Annotated in this window: 15 protein-coding genes; 8 read left to right on the top strand and 7 right to left on the bottom strand. The window is 73.4% G+C overall.

Going from position 1 to position 14,659, the window contains the following annotated elements:
• Positions 1-3 precede the first annotated feature (3 nt).
• From ACIRQ7_RS01350 to ACIRQ7_RS01330, 5 genes are all read left to right on the top strand, one after another.
• Positions 4-771 carry an enoyl-CoA hydratase/isomerase family protein gene (locus ACIRQ7_RS01350; protein ID WP_404259024.1) on the top strand — a complete coding sequence of 256 codons (768 nt, stop codon included), beginning with the start codon at positions 4-6 and terminating at the stop codon, positions 769-771.
• Between the two features lie 274 nt (positions 772-1,045).
• Positions 1,046-1,585 carry an ATP-binding protein gene (locus ACIRQ7_RS01345; protein ID WP_404259022.1) on the top strand — a complete coding sequence of 180 codons (540 nt, stop codon included), beginning with the start codon at positions 1,046-1,048 and terminating at the stop codon, positions 1,583-1,585.
• A 518-nt stretch (positions 1,586-2,103) separates the two neighbouring features.
• Positions 2,104-2,514, top strand: a complete 411-nt coding sequence (locus tag ACIRQ7_RS01340) for a hypothetical protein (protein WP_404259020.1) — start codon at positions 2,104-2,106, stop codon at positions 2,512-2,514.
• A 54-nt stretch (positions 2,515-2,568) separates the two neighbouring features.
• Complete coding sequence (locus tag ACIRQ7_RS01335) at positions 2,569-3,360, top strand: DsbA family protein (RefSeq protein WP_404259019.1); 792 nt, start codon at positions 2,569-2,571, stop codon at positions 3,358-3,360.
• Positions 3,357-4,211, top strand: a complete 855-nt coding sequence (locus ACIRQ7_RS01330) for a cytochrome c biogenesis CcdA family protein (RefSeq protein WP_404259018.1) — start codon at positions 3,357-3,359, stop codon at positions 4,209-4,211. The genes ACIRQ7_RS01335 and ACIRQ7_RS01330 overlap by 4 nt, the downstream gene beginning before the upstream one ends.
• Positions 4,212-4,338: 127 nt before the next feature.
• Here the strand turns inward: ACIRQ7_RS01330 and ACIRQ7_RS01325 are convergent, their stop codons facing one another.
• From ACIRQ7_RS01325 to ACIRQ7_RS01305, 5 genes are all read right to left on the bottom strand, one after another.
• Complete coding sequence (locus ACIRQ7_RS01325) at positions 4,339-5,664, bottom strand: deoxyguanosinetriphosphate triphosphohydrolase family protein (RefSeq protein WP_404259017.1); 1,326 nt, start codon at positions 5,662-5,664, stop codon at positions 4,339-4,341.
• A gap of 94 nt (positions 5,665-5,758) precedes the next feature.
• Positions 5,759-6,112: a hypothetical protein gene (locus ACIRQ7_RS01320; protein WP_404259016.1), complete on the bottom strand. Its 354-nt coding sequence runs from the start codon at positions 6,110-6,112 to the stop codon at positions 5,759-5,761.
• Positions 6,113-6,279: 167 nt separating this feature from the next.
• Positions 6,280-7,110 (bottom strand): ammonia-dependent NAD(+) synthetase, encoded by an 831-nt coding sequence (nadE, locus tag ACIRQ7_RS01315; protein WP_404259015.1) that lies wholly within the window; start codon positions 7,108-7,110, stop codon positions 6,280-6,282.
• Between the two features lie 95 nt (positions 7,111-7,205).
• Positions 7,206-7,760 (bottom strand): GH25 family lysozyme, encoded by a 555-nt coding sequence (locus ACIRQ7_RS01310; protein ID WP_401463210.1) that lies wholly within the window; start codon positions 7,758-7,760, stop codon positions 7,206-7,208.
• Positions 7,761-8,065: 305 nt separating this feature from the next.
• On the bottom strand, positions 8,066-9,292 hold the full coding sequence (locus ACIRQ7_RS01305) for a glycosyltransferase family 4 protein (protein ID WP_404260042.1): 1,227 nt from the start codon (positions 9,290-9,292) through the stop codon (positions 8,066-8,068).
• Positions 9,293-9,581: 289 nt separating this feature from the next.
• Here ACIRQ7_RS01305 and ACIRQ7_RS01300 point away from each other — a divergent pair, with 289 nt between their 5' ends.
• Positions 9,582-10,367, top strand: coding sequence for a response regulator transcription factor (locus ACIRQ7_RS01300; RefSeq protein WP_404259013.1), 786 nt, complete (start codon positions 9,582-9,584; stop codon positions 10,365-10,367).
• 1 nt (position 10,368) lies between these two features.
• Entirely contained in the window at positions 10,369-11,949 is a 1,581-nt protein-coding gene (locus ACIRQ7_RS01295) for a sensor histidine kinase (RefSeq protein WP_404259012.1), read from the top strand.
• A 388-nt stretch (positions 11,950-12,337) separates the two neighbouring features.
• On the opposite strand, the gene ACIRQ7_RS01290 is transcribed toward ACIRQ7_RS01295, so the two are convergent.
• Positions 12,338-13,333, bottom strand: a complete 996-nt coding sequence (locus ACIRQ7_RS01290) for a M56 family metallopeptidase (RefSeq protein ID WP_404259010.1) — start codon at positions 13,331-13,333, stop codon at positions 12,338-12,340.
• Positions 13,330-13,794 carry a BlaI/MecI/CopY family transcriptional regulator gene (locus ACIRQ7_RS01285; protein ID WP_404259008.1) on the bottom strand — a complete coding sequence of 155 codons (465 nt, stop codon included), beginning with the start codon at positions 13,792-13,794 and terminating at the stop codon, positions 13,330-13,332. The genes ACIRQ7_RS01290 and ACIRQ7_RS01285 overlap by 4 nt, the downstream gene beginning before the upstream one ends.
• A gap of 233 nt (positions 13,795-14,027) precedes the next feature.
• Between ACIRQ7_RS01285 and ACIRQ7_RS01280 the strand changes: the two genes are divergently transcribed.
• Positions 14,028-14,639, top strand: a complete 612-nt coding sequence (locus ACIRQ7_RS01280) for a phosphatase PAP2 family protein (protein ID WP_404259006.1) — start codon at positions 14,028-14,030, stop codon at positions 14,637-14,639.
• Positions 14,640-14,659: the final 20 nt, after the last annotated feature.

Genomic DNA, 14,659 nt, shown 5'->3' with positions numbered 1-14,659 from the left:
GCCATGACTGTGAACTTCGAGGTCGCCGACGGCGTCGGCACCATCCGCCTGGACCGCCCGCCGATGAACGCGCTCGACATCGCCACCCAGGACCGGCTGCGCGAGCTCGCCGAGGAAGCCACCCGCCGCGACGACGTGCGCGCCGTCGTCATCTGGGGCGGCGAGAAGGTGTTCGCGGCCGGCGCGGACATCAAGGAAATGCAGGCCATGGACCACCCGGCCATGATCGTCCGCTCCAAGGCGCTGCAGGACTCGTTCACCGCCGTGGCCCGGATCCCCAAGCCGGTGGTTGCCGCGATCACCGGCTACGCGCTCGGTGGCGGCTGCGAGTTGGCGCTCTGCGCCGACTTCCGGATCGCGGCCGACAACGCCAAGCTCGGGCAGCCCGAGATCCTGCTCGGCCTCATCCCGGGCGCCGGCGGCACCCAGCGGCTGGCCCGCCTGGTGGGCCCGTCCAAGGCCAAGGACCTGATCTTCACCGGCCGCCATGTGAAGGCCGAGGAGGCGCTCTCCCTCGGTCTGGTCGACCGGGTGGTTCCGGCCGCCGAGGTGTACGAGCAGGCGCATGCGTGGGCGGCGCGGCTGGCGGCCGGTCCCGCGCTGGCGCTGCGTGCCGCGAAGGAGTCGGTCGACGCGGGCCTGGAGACGGACATCGACACCGGGCTGACGATTGAACGCAACTGGTTCGCGGGGCTGTTCGCGACCGAGGACCGGGAGACCGGGATGCGCAGCTTCGTCGAGGAGGGGCCGGGCAAGGCCAAGTTCCGCTGAAACAACTGGTGTTGACGGGGCGTATGGGGTTTGGTCGGTTGTCCATGCCCCGTGTGGGCGAATTGCGGAAAACTTCATCGCGCCTTAAGGCCACCTTGGCGCCCGCCTGTTCACGACGCCCGGTGATGCTTTATGAGCGGGAGGTCATCGCAGGTCAGGAGCGGGTTGCCGGAGGCCTGGCCACCTTTGGCAGGCCTCCGGCAGGGGGGCGGGAACCGCCGATTCCGGACGATGGATTCCGTTGGTCCGCCCCCGTGGGCGTCAAGTAGCGGCCATGATGGGGGGCATGGCGGGCCTCGAAGGAATGGAGCAGCCGTGGCCGCGGAGCGGCTCGGCCGCCGCACGCTGGGGGCTCCCGGGTGCGGACAGGGATGTGGTGCCGGCTCCGGCCGGACCGGTCTCAGCGGCACTCGATCTGATCGGTGACCCGACCCTCGACGAGGTCCTGCTGCCCTCGCGCCCCGAGTCCGCCGGCACCGCCCGCAGGCTGACCGCTTCGGTGCTGCTGCACCAGTGGGCCCTGTCCCCCCAGCTCGCCGAACACGCCGTACTGCTGGTCTCGGAGCTGGTGGGCAACGCCGTACGGCACACCGGCGCCCGGACGTTCGGGCTGCGGATGCTCCGCCGCCGCGGCTGGATCCGTATCGAGGTGCGCGATCCGTCGCGCGGCCTGCCGTGCCTGATGCCGGTTCAGGAGATGGACACCAGCGGGCGCGGCCTGTTCCTCGTGGACAAGCTCTCCGACCGCTGGGGCGTGGATCTGCTGCCGCGCGGCAAGACGACCTGGTTCGAGATGCGCATCACGGACCGCTGAACCGCCGACCGCTGATCCGCCGGCTGCTGATCCGCCGGCCAGCGGTCCGCCGCCCGCTTCTCCCGCCCTCGCCGCGCTTGCCGCGCGGCTCCGGAAACGGCACTGGGGCCCTCCCGCGGATGCGCGGGTCGGGCCCCATGGCCGACCACCGGCGGACGGAAGGGGTGTGTCCGCGGGGTCTGTACGACCTGGCCCGGGTCAATGGGGGGTCGATGGGTCCGACTATGGCAGGTCGGGTGGTCCACTGCCAAAGCGGCAAATACGGGCAGAGCGGCAGATAAGTCAATGAACCCGGTCGCGATCAAAGGTGAGCTGCGCCACCGACCTTACAAAGGTCGGTTAGCTACGCGATTCCTGTGATGGATGTGTGGGCTGGGTAAGGACACGGTGATCGTTCCCCGAAGGTGGGGGAGGGGCCCGCCGGCGCCCTGCGCACGGCAGGTCCGCGCCGCGCCCGCGCGCCCGGCGGTCCGTAGGATGGCGGGCGATGCTCGTGCCCGGGACCGAGGGGGAGGGAAATGCACCACGTGCGCCGGTCGGCCGCGATGACGCTGCTGCTGCTCCTCGCGGTCACCTTCGGGCCGATGCTGTGCCGGATCGGCGGCGATCAGGCATGGCTGGCGGGCCGCGCGGCGGCGACCGCCGCGGCCGCGCCCACGGCTTCCGCCTCCGACGGCCCGCCCCGTGCCGCCGCGGCGCCCCTCGCCGTGGCCGAGGCGCCGAAGAAGTGCTCGGGCCGGCACGCCCCCGGGCCCGGCGAATCCGTCCCGGTGCCCACCCCGCACCGCGGTGAACTGCTCGCCCCCGCCGACACCGGGCCCGCGCCGCTCGCCACCCACCTGGCGGGGCGGTTCGCGCTCGCCCGGCCACCGACGGGCAGCGCACCCGCCACCGACCACACCGCGCTCCTCCCCGTACTGCGGATTTAGGCCGGCCCCGTACCACCGGTCCGACCTTCCTCTCCGTACGTCTGGAGCTCCCGCATGCCCGTTTCCGCATCCCCCACCCGCAAACTGGCCGCCATCGGTGCGGTCATCGCCCTGGTCATCGCCGTGATCGCGATCGGCATCGCCGTCGGGAAGGCCGTCGAGGGCGGCCGTGGCACCGACGCGCCCGAGGCCGCCGCCTCCGTCCGGCCCGACGAGGACCCCGCCCAGCAGAAGATGTACGACGACCTCGCCCAGCAGACCTCCCGGCGCAAGGACGGCGACCCGCTGGCCATCGGCAAGAAGGACGCCCCGGTCGTGCTCGTCGAATACGCCGACTACCAGTGCTCGTTCTGCGGGCGCTTCACCCGGGAGACCCAACCGGCACTGATCAAGAAGTACGTCGACGCGGGCACCCTGCGCATCGAGTTCCGTAACTTCACCCTCTACGGCGCCGACTCCGAGCGGGCCGCCCGCGCCTCCTGGGCCGCAGGGCAGCAGGGCCGGTTCTGGCAGCTGCACGACGAGCTGTACGCCACGACCCGCAAGGGCGACGCGCTGGCCGAGGACAAGCTCGTCGGTATGGCGCGCACCAGTGGCGTCAAGGACATCGAGAAGTTCCGCAGTGAGATGAACGGCGCGGACGCCGGACGGGCGCTCAAGGAGGACCAGGGCGAGGGCTACCAGCTGGGTGTGCAGTCCACCCCGTCGTTCCTGGTCAACGGGCGGCCGGTGGCCGGCGCCCAGCCCACCGAGGTCTTCGAACAGGCCATCAGGGACGCGGCGGCGACCGCGGGCAAGAACGGCGGCGGCAAGGGCGGCGACGGCGGCAAGGGGGCCGGGAAGTGACCGACATCGGCTACCTCGCGGCCTTCCTCGGCGGTGCCCTCGCCCTGCTCAGCCCGTGCAGCGCACTGCTGCTGCCCGCGTTCTTCGCGTACTCCCTGGCCGACCCCGGCCGGCTGCTCGCCCGCACCGGCGTCTTCTACCTCGGGCTCGCCACCACGCTCGTCCCGCTCGGTGCGGCCAGTACGGCGGCCAGCCGGCTGTTCAACGGCCATCGCGAGCTGCTGATCGCGGTCGGCGGCTGGGTCGTCATCGCGATGGGCCTGGCGCAGATCCTGGGCCTGGGCTTCGCCTCCCGGCGCGCACAGGCCGCCGCGGCCCGGATCACCCCGCGCTCGGCCGTCTCCACCTTCCTGCTCGGCTGCGTCTACGGCCTCGCCGGCTTCTGCGCGGGCCCGATCCTCGGCGCGGTACTGACGGTGACGGCGGTCAGCGGCTCACCGGCGTACGGCGCCTCGATGCTCGCCGTCTACGCGCTGGGCATGGCGCTGCCGCTGTTCGTGCTGGCGCTGCTGTGGGACCGCTGCAAGCTCGGCACGCGGGGCTGGCTGCGGGGCCGTGAATTCACCCTCGGCATGCTGCGGCTGCACACCACCTCGGTGCTGTCCGGGGTGTTCTTCATCGGCATCGGGGTTCTCTTCCTGCTCTTCAACGGGACGAGCGCGCTGCCCGGAATCCTGGACGCGGACGCCGAGTTCCGGGTCGAGGAATGGGCGAAGCGGATAGGGAACGGCGTACCCGACTACGTCCTCATCGCGCTCGCGGCACTCGCGGTCGCCGTGGTGCTGGGCCGGATCGCCCTGCGGCCGGAGAAGAAGCCGCGGGACGAGCCGACGGGGCAGCCGCAGGACTGACGCGGGGAACTGACACGGAGAACTGACACGGAGAACTGACGCGGGGCGGGCGAGCGGGCAGGTGACGGGGCGGGCAGCGGCCGAGGAGGCTGTGCCCGGCCCGGCCCGGCCCCGCCCCGCCCCGCTCTCACAGCCACACGTTGTCGCTGACCGAGCCGAGGCCCGTACCGGACAGCCGGCGGTGCAGGGCCAGCGCCTGGTCCTCGGTGAGCGAGGCGACATGGTCGGCGGCGGCCCGTAGCCGGTCGCCGTGCAGCGCCAGCTCCTCGGCCCGGTCCGGCGGCAGCAGCTCGGGTGCGTCATGGCTCCAGCGCAGCAGCTCGCCGACCACCCGCCGGCTGCCGTGCTGCTGGGTGGCGAGCGCCGGGCGGTCGATGACGTAGCACCACACCAGCTCCTTGAGCAGATCGCAGGCGGCCCGCCGCTCGTCGGGGATCACCAGCCGCGCCCCGTAGCGGATCGCCGCGGCGCCGCCCACCTCCAGCTCGATGCCGCGGGTGAAGTACGAGATCAGGTCGGCGGTGCGGCGGTTGACCGCGACCGCGTCCTCATGGCTCCCGCTGTACGGGGCGTGCACCGCCAGCCGCTTGCCGATGTCCGCCATCAGCAGCAGCGCCGCCGCCCGGTCGAAGCTCTCGCCCGACCGCCCCCGCTTGGCCTCCACATAGTCCAGGAAGCGGCGGATCTCGCGTTCGGTGTCACCGCCCGCGGCGCCGGCCGGGGGGAACAGCGCGGCCAGCGGGATCAGGCCCGTACGGTAGAAGTCCTCCACGTCATGGCAGGCGTAGGTGACATCGTCCGCCCAGTCCATGACCTGCTCCTCGACGGGCACGGCGGTGTCGTCACGGCCGGCCCGCACCCAGGCGAACGCCTCGCGGTCGGCGACGTAGACGCCCCACTTCACATGCCGCGCCGGATCCTGGTCGACCGGCGCCCGCTCCCACGGGTACTTCGTGGAGGCGTCCAGGCAGGCGCGGGTCAGGTGCAGCCCGCGGTGGCCGGGGTATTTGTGGGCGGCGAGGAAGGTCAGCACCCGTAGGGTCTGCGCGTTGCCCTCGAAACTGTCCAGCACACCGTCGGCGAAATGCAGCTCGTCCATGGTGGCGCGCAGGGCCAGCTCGCCCGCGTGCCCGAAAGGCGGATGCCCGATGTCGTGGGCCATGCACGCCGCCTCGACGAGGGCCGGATTCGGGCCGCCGTATTTGCGCTCCAGCCGCTCCGCCATCCGCCGCCCGAGCTGGGCGACCTTCATGGAGTGGGTCAGCCGGGTGTGGTACGCGCCCAGCTCGGCGCTCGCCACCACCTGGCTCTTGCCGGCCAGCGCCCGCCACTGCGTCGAGTAGAGGATCCGGTCGACGTCGTGCTCGAAGCCGGACCGCTGCCCGTCGTCGGGCACCCGCCGCCGCAGGGAGTGCTGTTCGAGGTCCTCATCGCTGTATGTGGCAGGTCGCATGCGCGGATGCTACGTCCTGACGGGCGGACCCGGCCCCTGCGGACGGGTGCACTGGACCGCCGCCCCGCCCGCCACCGCCGCCCCGGCCGCCCGGCTACGCGCTCAGCCGGCGGCGGAGGTGCGGATGCAGGCGGGGGCGAGGATGCGGATGGGGGTGGTGGGCGTCCGCCCGGCGCCGGCGGTCGTTGCAGAGCAGGCACTTGCCGTAGCCCGGCGGCAGCGGGTCCTCCGGGTCGCCGTAGAGGGGGTCGACGGCGCCGTGCGGATGGTCGGCGCAGCCGGTCGGGCCGGTCTGTGCCCCCAGCGAACTGGCAGCGGTCAGCGCCTGCCGGAGGACGTCGACGAGCTGGTCTGCGTCCCGCCGGGTCGGCGCGGACTGCAGGGAGGAGGCAATGTCGGAGGCGGTGGTCAGCGCGGTCTGGAGTTCGCGCAGGCTTGCGTAACCCATGCCTCGGAGCGTAGGCGGCCCCACTGACAGTTGATCTTCCGATCGGACTTCGCGGCTTCCCATGGCCGCATGCATGCCCCCTCCCGCCCACGATGTAGCACCCGGAGGGTGACCGTCCCCTTGCCGGCGCATGACATGTCCGTGGGGAGGGGGCTGCACGGCCCGGCTCAGGGAGCGATCGGCAGGGCGCGCTTGTGGTCGGTGAGGCGGTAGCGGCGGACGATCGCCTCGAAGGCGGCCTCGCCGACCGGCTTGCCCTCCAGGAAGTCGTCGATCTGGTCGTAGCTCACGCCGAGCGCGTCCTCGTCGGGCTTGCCCGGGTCAAGCGTCTCCAGGTCGGCCGTCGGAACCTTCCCCACCAGCTCCGCCGGGGCGCCGAGCGCCGCGGAGACGGCCCGTACCCGGCGCTTGGTCAGGCCGGTGAGCGGCACGACATCGGCCGCGCCGTCGCCGAACTTCGTGAAGAAGCCGGAGACGGCCTCGGCGGCGTGGTCGGTGCCCACCACCAGACCCTCATGGGCGCCCGCGACCGCGTACTGCGCGATCATGCGCTGGCGGGCCTTGATGTTTCCCTGGACGAAATCCTGGTGATGGTCGTCGCGGAAGGTGACATCGGCGTCCATCGCCGCCTTGAGCGCCGCATCGCTCGCCGGGCGGATGTCGACGGTCAGCAGTCGGTCGGCGCGGATGAAGTCCACCGCCAGCTGCGCGTCCTTCTCGTCCGCCTGGACGCCGTACGGCAGCCGCATCGCGAAGAACGTCGCGTCGTGCCCGGCGGCGCGGGCCCGCTCCACGGCGAGCTGGCAGAGCCGGCCCGCGGTCGTGGAGTCGACGCCGCCGCTGATCCCGAGGACCAGGGCGCGCAGGCCCGTCGACGTCAGGCGCTCCGCGAGGAAGGCCACCCGGCGCTCGATCTCCTGCTCGGCGTCGAAGGACGCGGTCACCTGGAGATCCCGGGCGATCTCCTGCTGCAGGGCCTTGGACGCCGGGTCGGTCACGGCTGCTCCTTATGTCAGGTGTTCCGCACGCGGTCGTACCGTCGGGCTGACGGGCCGGGCGCACTGGTGATGCGGATGATGCTGGTGGGGAAACCTTATGACGGGTGCGCCCACTTCTTGAGGGCGGCCTTGCTCGCGAAGTCCGCCACGTTCTTGTCCAGGGGCGTCGAGGTGTACTGATGGATGCGCCACTTCGCCTTGATCCGCGGGTGCCCGGCGGAGACGTAGTCGGCGATCCACAGCCCGTCGGCGGCGTAGGACGTCGTGTCGTGGTTGAGCCAGAAATCGCGGTTGCAGTAGAGCATCACGCGGTGCGTGGGCCGCAGCTTCTTGACCTCCAGCAGGAACTGGTCCTTCTGCGCGTTGCTCGCGTACGTGCCGTCGCCGGTGCGCTCCCAGTCGGCGGCCAGGATGTCGCCCTGGACGGAGGCGCACTTCTCGACGAAGTACTTGGCCTGCGCGGCGATGTTCCCCGGCCACAGGAAGTGGTAGAAACCGACCACGCATCCCGCCTTGCGGGCCTTCGCCGCCTGCGCGGACTGGTGGGGGTTGATGTAGGAACGGCCCTCGGTCGCCTTGACGATCACGAAGTCCAACCCCGCCGTGGAGAACGAGGTGTTGTAGGAGCTGACATCGACACCATGCAGCATGCGCGGCCTCCTGCCGATCGGGCCTTTCGAAGTAGAAGCGTCATCTGCGTTCCAGCAGTTCAGCACGTTCACGTCCTGGGACGCCAGATCAGGGCGGTGAAGTTCCCTACGCCGAGGGCGTGTTGGTGACAGGAGGGGCCTGCGGGGTGCGGCCGTACGGCCGGTGCTGGTGCGGCGGGTGTGGCGCGTCGAGGGCCGTCTCTCAGGGCCTGCCGCGACGTCCTTTCGGCCGCCCGGAGCGCCGTGAGGGACGTCGCGGACACGCCTCGGCCAACCGCTTCACCGGCCTCTGCGAACGACAGCCCCTAGCCCAGCCTGCGGCGGCACCGTCGGAGCAGGCCCCGGGCGCCGGCGCGGGCCCGTCCGAGGGCGCGCCGCCAGGCCCTCCTCCGGCGCGTCGACCGCAGCTCCTGGAACAGGCGCGCGTAGCGCTCCGCGATCGGCTCCGGATCGTAGCGATGGGAGCTCTCCAGGGCGGTCTTGGCCATCAGCCGGCGGCCTTCGGGGTCCTCGATGAGGTCGATCAGGGCGCCGGCCAGCGCCCGCCCGTCCCCGCGCGGCACCAGCCGACCGTCCCTGCCGTCGTGGATGATCTCGGCCGGGCCGAGCGGGCAGTCGGTGCTGACGACCGGGACGCCGCAGCGCATCGCCTCGACGATCGTCATGCCGAACGATTCGGCGTCGGAGGCCGAGGCGACGATCGACGCCTTGGCGAACTCCGCCTCGATCGGCGAACGCGGCCCGGTCAGCTCGGCCTGTCCGGTGAGCCCGAGCCCGTCGATCAGCCCTTGGAGCCGGGCGCGCTCGGTGCCGCCGCCGTGGATGCGCAGCCGCCAGTCCGGATGCTTGGTGGCGACCGCCGAGAAGGCCTCGATGAGCAGGTCGAAGCGCTTGCCGCGGACCAGCCGCCCGGCCGCGGCGATCACCTTCGCGCTGCCGTCGGAGGGCGGGCCGTCCGCCGGCGGCACGATGTTGGGCACGGACAGCACCCGTACGCCGGGCAGCGGCATCCGGGCGCGGTAGACGGCGGCGTCCGCCTCGGTGGTCGTGACCAGTGCGTCCAACCCTCGGTAGTGGCCTGCGAGTTCGGCCCTCAGGCGCTTGCTGTGCGCATCGTGCCGCAGATGCTCCTGGGCGATCCGCAGGGCCCGGTGGCGGCCGAACCGCGCGAGGTAGGCATTGATGCCGGGCCGGGTCCCGATCAGCACATCCGCGTCGCTGGCCCGCAGGAACTCCGCGGCCCGGACGTCGACCAGGCGGCTGTACTGGTCGTGCCGCTTCTCGGCGGCGGGGAAGTCCAGCGCGGGCTCGCCGAAGCGCGGGTCCGCCATGTCGTCGCTGCCGACCCGGGTGTCGACCAGCGGCACCAGCCGGACCCGGGGGTCCATGGTGAAACGCGGGACCTCGCGATGCCGGAGCATCGAGACGATCTCCACGTCGTGCCGGTCGGCGAGCGCCGCGGCGAGGTTGAGGGTGGTGCGGATGGTGCCGCCGATGGCGTAGGCGTTGTGCAGCAGGAGGGTGATCTTCAGACGGGGCGTCCGGACGCGGTCCCCGCCCCTGCCCGTGCCCCCGCTCCCGTCGCCGTTCCCGTCCCCGTGCTTCGTGTCCCGCATGCTGGGTCTCCCCCTTGCCGTGCCAAGTCGTCGGTGCCGAGGGCCCCTTGCCGCGGTGATCGCCGCGGCCGGAACGTCCGGCACGGGGCAACGCTGTCGGCAAGGGGTAAGCCGAGGGCGTGCGCCGGGTGAGAGCCCGGTAAGAAAGCCACCGGCGAACCGCCCGCCCGCGCTCCCGCCGTCGTGACCTTGGCAGACTTGCCGGGTGACCTATGCCGTACTGCTCGCCGAGGACGACCGCCCCATCCGCACCGCCCTGGAGCGTGCGCTGACCTTGGAGGGGTACCGCGTCACGGCGGTGGCCGACGGGATCCAGGCGCTCGCCGCCGCACACCGCGAGCGGCCGGATGTGATCCTGCTGGACGTGATGATGCCGGGCATCGACGGTCTCCAGGTGTGCCAGGTGCTGCGTGCCGAGGAGGACCGCACCCCGATCCTCATGCTGACCGCCCGGGTCGGGACGGCGGACCGGATCGCCGGGCTGGACGCCGGGGCCGACGACTACGTCGTCAAGCCCTTCGAGGTCGAAGAGGTCTTCGCCCGGTTGCGGGCGCTGCTGCGGCGTACGGCGCCGGAGGCGGCGGCGGACGGCACGGGTGGCGCGGACGGCACGGAGGACGGCCTCGGGGCCGGCCCAGGGACCGGGGCCGGTGAGACGGGTGAGGAGTACGACGCGCGGCTGGCCGACAGCGGGGTCGTCGAGGCGGCCGATCTGCGGATCGACGGCCCCTCCCGCCGGGCCTGGCGCGGTACGCGTGAGCTGGAGCTGACCCGTACCGAATTCGAGTTGCTGGAACTCCTGGCGCGGAACGCCGGGATCGTCCTGGACCACTCGACGATCTACGACCGGATCTGGGGCTACGACTTCGGCCCCGGCTCGAAGAACCTCGCCGTGTACGTCGGCTACCTGCGGCGCAAGGTCGATGTGCCGGGCAGCCGGCCGCTGATCCACACGGTGCGCGGCATCGGCTACGTCCTCCGGGAGGACTGAGGTGTCCGGGCCCCGCGGCCGGTTCGGATCCTGGGCACGCCGGTGCGGCGGCCGGCCGGTCGCCTGGCTGCGGACCCGCAAGCCGGCCAGCCTGCGTACCGCCTTCGCGGTCACCTTCGCCACCTTGGCGGCGGCGGTGACCGTACTGGTCGGGTTCCTCAGTTATGACGCGGCGGCCAGGCTGGTCAGGGTGGATGAGAAGTCGGTGTTCTCGCAGGTCGTACGGGATCTGCGGACCCAGGTGCGGGAGAAGCCGTTCGGGCCGGCCGACTACGTGACGTCCGACCCCGACCACGACGGCCCCCGCGACGACCTCACCCGGCCCACCCGTACCAACGTCCAGGTGCTGGGCACCGGCGGCCGGATCGAAGACCCCGGGCGCCCGGCGCTCCCGGTGGGCGCCGAGGAACGCGGGACCGCGTCGGCGGCAGAGGCGGGCCGGGAGGCACAGCGGGAGGCCGAGGTCGGCGACGAGGAGTACCACGTCGCGACCGTGTCGCTCGGCGGCGGACGCGGCGCCGTCCAGGTCGCCCAGAAATTCAGCGAGACCGAGGACCTGCTCTCCGCCCTCCAGCAGCGCACCGCCCTGCTGGCGGCCGCGGTCATCGCCCTGTCCGGAGGCGCCGGCTGGTGGCTGGCGCGCCGGATCACCGGCCGGCTGGTCCGGCTCACCTCGGTCGCCGAGAGCGTGGCGGAGCACGGCCGGCTGGACGTCCCCGTCCCGGTCGCGGGCCGCGACGAGGTCGCCCGGCTGGGGCGGGCCTTCGACGACATGCTCGGCCGGCTGGCGAACTCCGTGCAGGACCAGCAGCGGCTCGTCCAGGACGCGGGCCACGAGCTGCGCACCCCGCTGACCTCGCTGCGGACGAACATCTCGCTGCTCAAGCGGTTCGAGGAACTGCCGCCGGACGCCCGCGAGGAACTCCTCGCCGACCTGGCGGGCGAGGCCAGGGAACTCACCGACCTGGTCAACGAGCTGGTCGACCTGGCGGCCGGACAGCGCGACGACGACCCGCTGGCCGAGGTGAACCTGGCCGACGTGGCGGAGAAGGCAGCGGCGTCGGCGCGGCGCCGCACGGGCCGGGAGATCGCCGTACGGACCGTCCGGCCGGCGGTGGTCGAGGGCCGCCCCGCCGCACTGCACCGGGCGCTGTCCAACCTCCTGGAGAACGCCGCCAAATTCGACGCGGGCGGCACGGAGCCGATCGAGGTCGTCGTCACCCGCGTCCGGGTGGAAGTCCTCGACCGGGGGCCCGGCATCGCTGACACGGACCTGACCCGGGTCTTCGACCGCTTCTACCGCGCCCCGGCCGCCCGCGGCCTGCCGGGCTCCGGGCTCGGCCTCGCCATCGTCCGCGAGATCGCCACCGCCCACGGCGGCCACGCCTTCGCCGCCCACCGGCCGGGCGGCGGCGCCACCCTCGGCTTCACCGTCGGCACGGGCAACGGCGCGGGCACGGCACCGGGGCCGACACCGGGGACGGCTCCGGGAGCGGAAACCGGCCCCGGACCGGCACCGGGATCAGGCCCCGGCGGAACGGACACGGGTGCGGGTACGGGCGGGGGCACGGGGAGGGGCTGACGGGGCGACGGGGTGACGGGTGACGGGTGGGGCGAGTTGGACGCGTGGGACGACTTGGACGCGTGGGACGGGCGCGGCGGTTGGGGATCGCCTGGGTCACACGGATCGCCTGGACCGTCTGGACCGTCTGGACCGTCTGGACCGCCGGATCGGGCGGGCCGGGGGCCGATTCGGTGGCCGTGGCCGCCCGGGTTGCGCCTCCACCTCGCCACGCGCGTCGCTCTGAGAGGCCTCACCCGGCCACGCGCGTCACCCGGCCACGCGTGGGACCTGCAAAGCCCGGCCACGCGCGGGACCTGGACGGGCTTCATCCGGCCACGCGTGGAACTGCACGCGCCTCCCCCGGCCACCCGTGGGACCTACGCCCGCCTCACCCGGGCGCTGTGCATCATCCGGGTACCTGCGTCACCCGGGCGCCTTGGGCGGACTCCACGTTGTCGTGCAGGTCGGCTGCGGCGTCCACGGCGGCGGCCGCGGAGAACGCGACACAGGCGAGCAGGGCGGCCGCGATCACCCGTCGGCCCTGGGAGCGGGCGCGTGTCGGCGGGTGGCTGTGGCCGTGGCCGGGGGGCGGGGCCAGGAGGGCCGCGACGCGGCGGGGGACGGGGCCGGCGGTCGCGGCGAGGACGCTGCCGGGGCGGTTCGGCGTCATGGCATGCGGAGCGGCGGCGAGGGCCGCGCGGCCGATGGCGCGGGCGGTGAGCCGCCGGTCGCCGACCCGCGACGCGGCCGATTCGTCGGCCCAGCGCTCCAGGGCGTACGCCAGCGGCTCGTGCAGGACGCGCAGGAGCGGATGGCAGGCGGCGGCCAGCGAGGCGGTGAGCAGGAAGAGGTGGTGCCGGCCCGCGAGATGGGCGCGCTCATGGGCGAACAGCGCCTCCCGCTCGGCGGCCGACAGCGCCCGCAGCATCCCGGCGGTGACCACCACCCGGCCGCCGCTGCCGGTGCGTCCCGGGAGGGCGTACGCGTCGGGGGCGGAGTGGGGGAGGACGCAGAGGCCGCCCGCCGTGGGGTGGGCGTCGGCGGCACGCCGGGCGCGGCGCAGCTCGGTGTGGTGGCGGTGGGTGCGCCGGGCGACGGTGGCGGCGCAGGCCGCCAGCAGGGCGCCCGCGGCGCACGCCACCGGGACCGTCACGGCCTGATAGCCGCCGGTGCCGCCGAGCAGCGCAAGGGAGAGGTGGCCGAGCGCGGCGACCGGGGGCAGCCGCAGCGCTCCGGCGGCCAGCAGCAGCCCGAGTGCCGCGGCCGTGCACCCGGCCAGGACGGCGGCGCAGCCCGTCAGCAGCCAGGCGGCGGCGTGCGGCGGCAGCGACTGCGCCAGCCGCCGCGCGGCGGGCACGGCGAGCAGCGGCATCAGCAGCGGGATCCACACGGCGAAGATCATGGGGCGGCATCCGGATCGGGCGGCGCGGCACCACCGGCGGGGCCCGAGCCGGCTCCGGCCGGACTCCCTGCCGCGCCCGCCCCGGCCTCCGCCTCCGCGCCGTCCAGCAGCGAGCGGAGCAGCCGCTCGTCCTCGGTCGAGAGCTGGGAGACGAAGCGGGCCAGCGCCGTGCCGCGGTCGTCCTGCTTGTCGAGTTCGCTGCGCATCCGGCGGGCGGTCAGCCCTGCCGAGTCCTGTATGGGGGAGTAGGCGAAGCCGCGGCCTGCCCGGGAGCGGGAGACGGCCCCTTTGTCGTGCAGCCGGGTGAGGATCGTCGTCACGGTCGTGCGGGCGAGCCGGCCGCCCAGGGCGTGCTGCACCCCGGCGGGGCTCAGCGGTTCCCCGGCCGCCCAGAGCGCCGCGAGGACGCTCGCCTCCAGCTCGCCCGCGGGGCGCCGCTGCACGGGTGGTGTGTCCGTCATCGAACGCCCTCCGCCGTTCCGTCGTCTACAGTTTCGTAGACCGTCTACGGGACTGTAGTCGGTAGGGCCGTCCGAGCGACAGGCCCGGAGTCCATTATGGGAGCGCCCGCCGACAGAGCTTGAGCCGCCGCAGAACCGCAGGTGAGGGCGCCCCCACCACACCGCCGCAGCACCCACCGACCTCGTCCACCCGCCCGGCACAGCCGCCGCACCCACCGCCTAGGAGAACCACAGTGAGCGTCCCAGCCTTCGGCGGAGCCTCGATCGACGGCGGCCTGTACACCTGGATCACCGGTCTCGCGCAGCACACCCCGCACACCCTCAACACCGTCATCTCCTACTGGACCGACTACGGACTGGTGCTCTTCGCGGCCCTGATGGTGCTCGGGTGGTGGCGGGCCCGGCGCTCCGGCGCGGGCGCCGGCGCGATGGCGATGGTGCTGGCCGTTCCCGTGGTCGTGGTGGTCGCGTACCTGGCCAACGACGTCATCAAGAGCTTCTTCGACGAACAGCGGCCCTGCCAGACGCTGCACACGGTCACCGTCGAGGCCTGCCCGGGCCTCGGCGACTGGTCGTTCCCGAGCAACCACTCGGCCATCGCGGCCGCCGCCGCCGTGGCCCTCGTCCTGTGCGGCAGCGGGCTCGGCCGGATCGCCGTGCCCGCCGCGCTCCTGATGGCCGCCTCCCGCATCTGGGTCGGCGCCCACTACCCCCACGACGTGCTCGTCGGCCTGCTCGTCGGCGTGGTCGTCGGATGGCCGCTGACCCTCCTCGCCCGCCGCGCCGCCCCCGCCGTCGAACGCGCCCGCGCCACGCGACTGCGCCCCCTGGTGGCTTCCAGGTGACGCCGACCGGACGGGGGGAG

This window comes from Streptomyces sp. NPDC101393 (assembly GCF_044767385.1).
In the GTDB taxonomy this organism is placed as follows: domain Bacteria; phylum Actinomycetota; class Actinomycetes; order Streptomycetales; family Streptomycetaceae; genus Streptomyces.
The sequence above is the reverse complement of the archived record's forward strand: the minus strand, read 5'-3'. Positions and strand labels throughout refer to the sequence as shown.

Coding starts and splice junctions, on each gene's coding strand:
- ACIRQ7_RS01350 (WP_404259024.1), top strand. CDS start 4: ATGACTGTGAACTTCGAGGTCGCCGACGGCGTCGGCACCATCCGCCTG.
- ACIRQ7_RS01345 (WP_404259022.1), top strand. CDS start 1,046: ATGATGGGGGGCATGGCGGGCCTCGAAGGAATGGAGCAGCCGTGGCCG.
- ACIRQ7_RS01340 (WP_404259020.1), top strand. CDS start 2,104: ATGCACCACGTGCGCCGGTCGGCCGCGATGACGCTGCTGCTGCTCCTC.
- ACIRQ7_RS01335 (WP_404259019.1), top strand. CDS start 2,569: ATGCCCGTTTCCGCATCCCCCACCCGCAAACTGGCCGCCATCGGTGCG.
- ACIRQ7_RS01325 (WP_404259017.1), bottom strand. CDS start 5,664: ATGCGACCTGCCACATACAGCGATGAGGACCTCGAACAGCACTCCCTG.
- ACIRQ7_RS01320 (WP_404259016.1), bottom strand. CDS start 6,112: ATGGGTTACGCAAGCCTGCGCGAACTCCAGACCGCGCTGACCACCGCC.
- ACIRQ7_RS01310 (WP_401463210.1), bottom strand. CDS start 7,760: ATGCTGCATGGTGTCGATGTCAGCTCCTACAACACCTCGTTCTCCACG.
- ACIRQ7_RS01290 (WP_404259010.1), bottom strand. CDS start 13,333: ATGATCTTCGCCGTGTGGATCCCGCTGCTGATGCCGCTGCTCGCCGTG.
- ACIRQ7_RS01285 (WP_404259008.1), bottom strand. CDS start 13,794: ATGACGGACACACCACCCGTGCAGCGGCGCCCCGCGGGCGAGCTGGAG.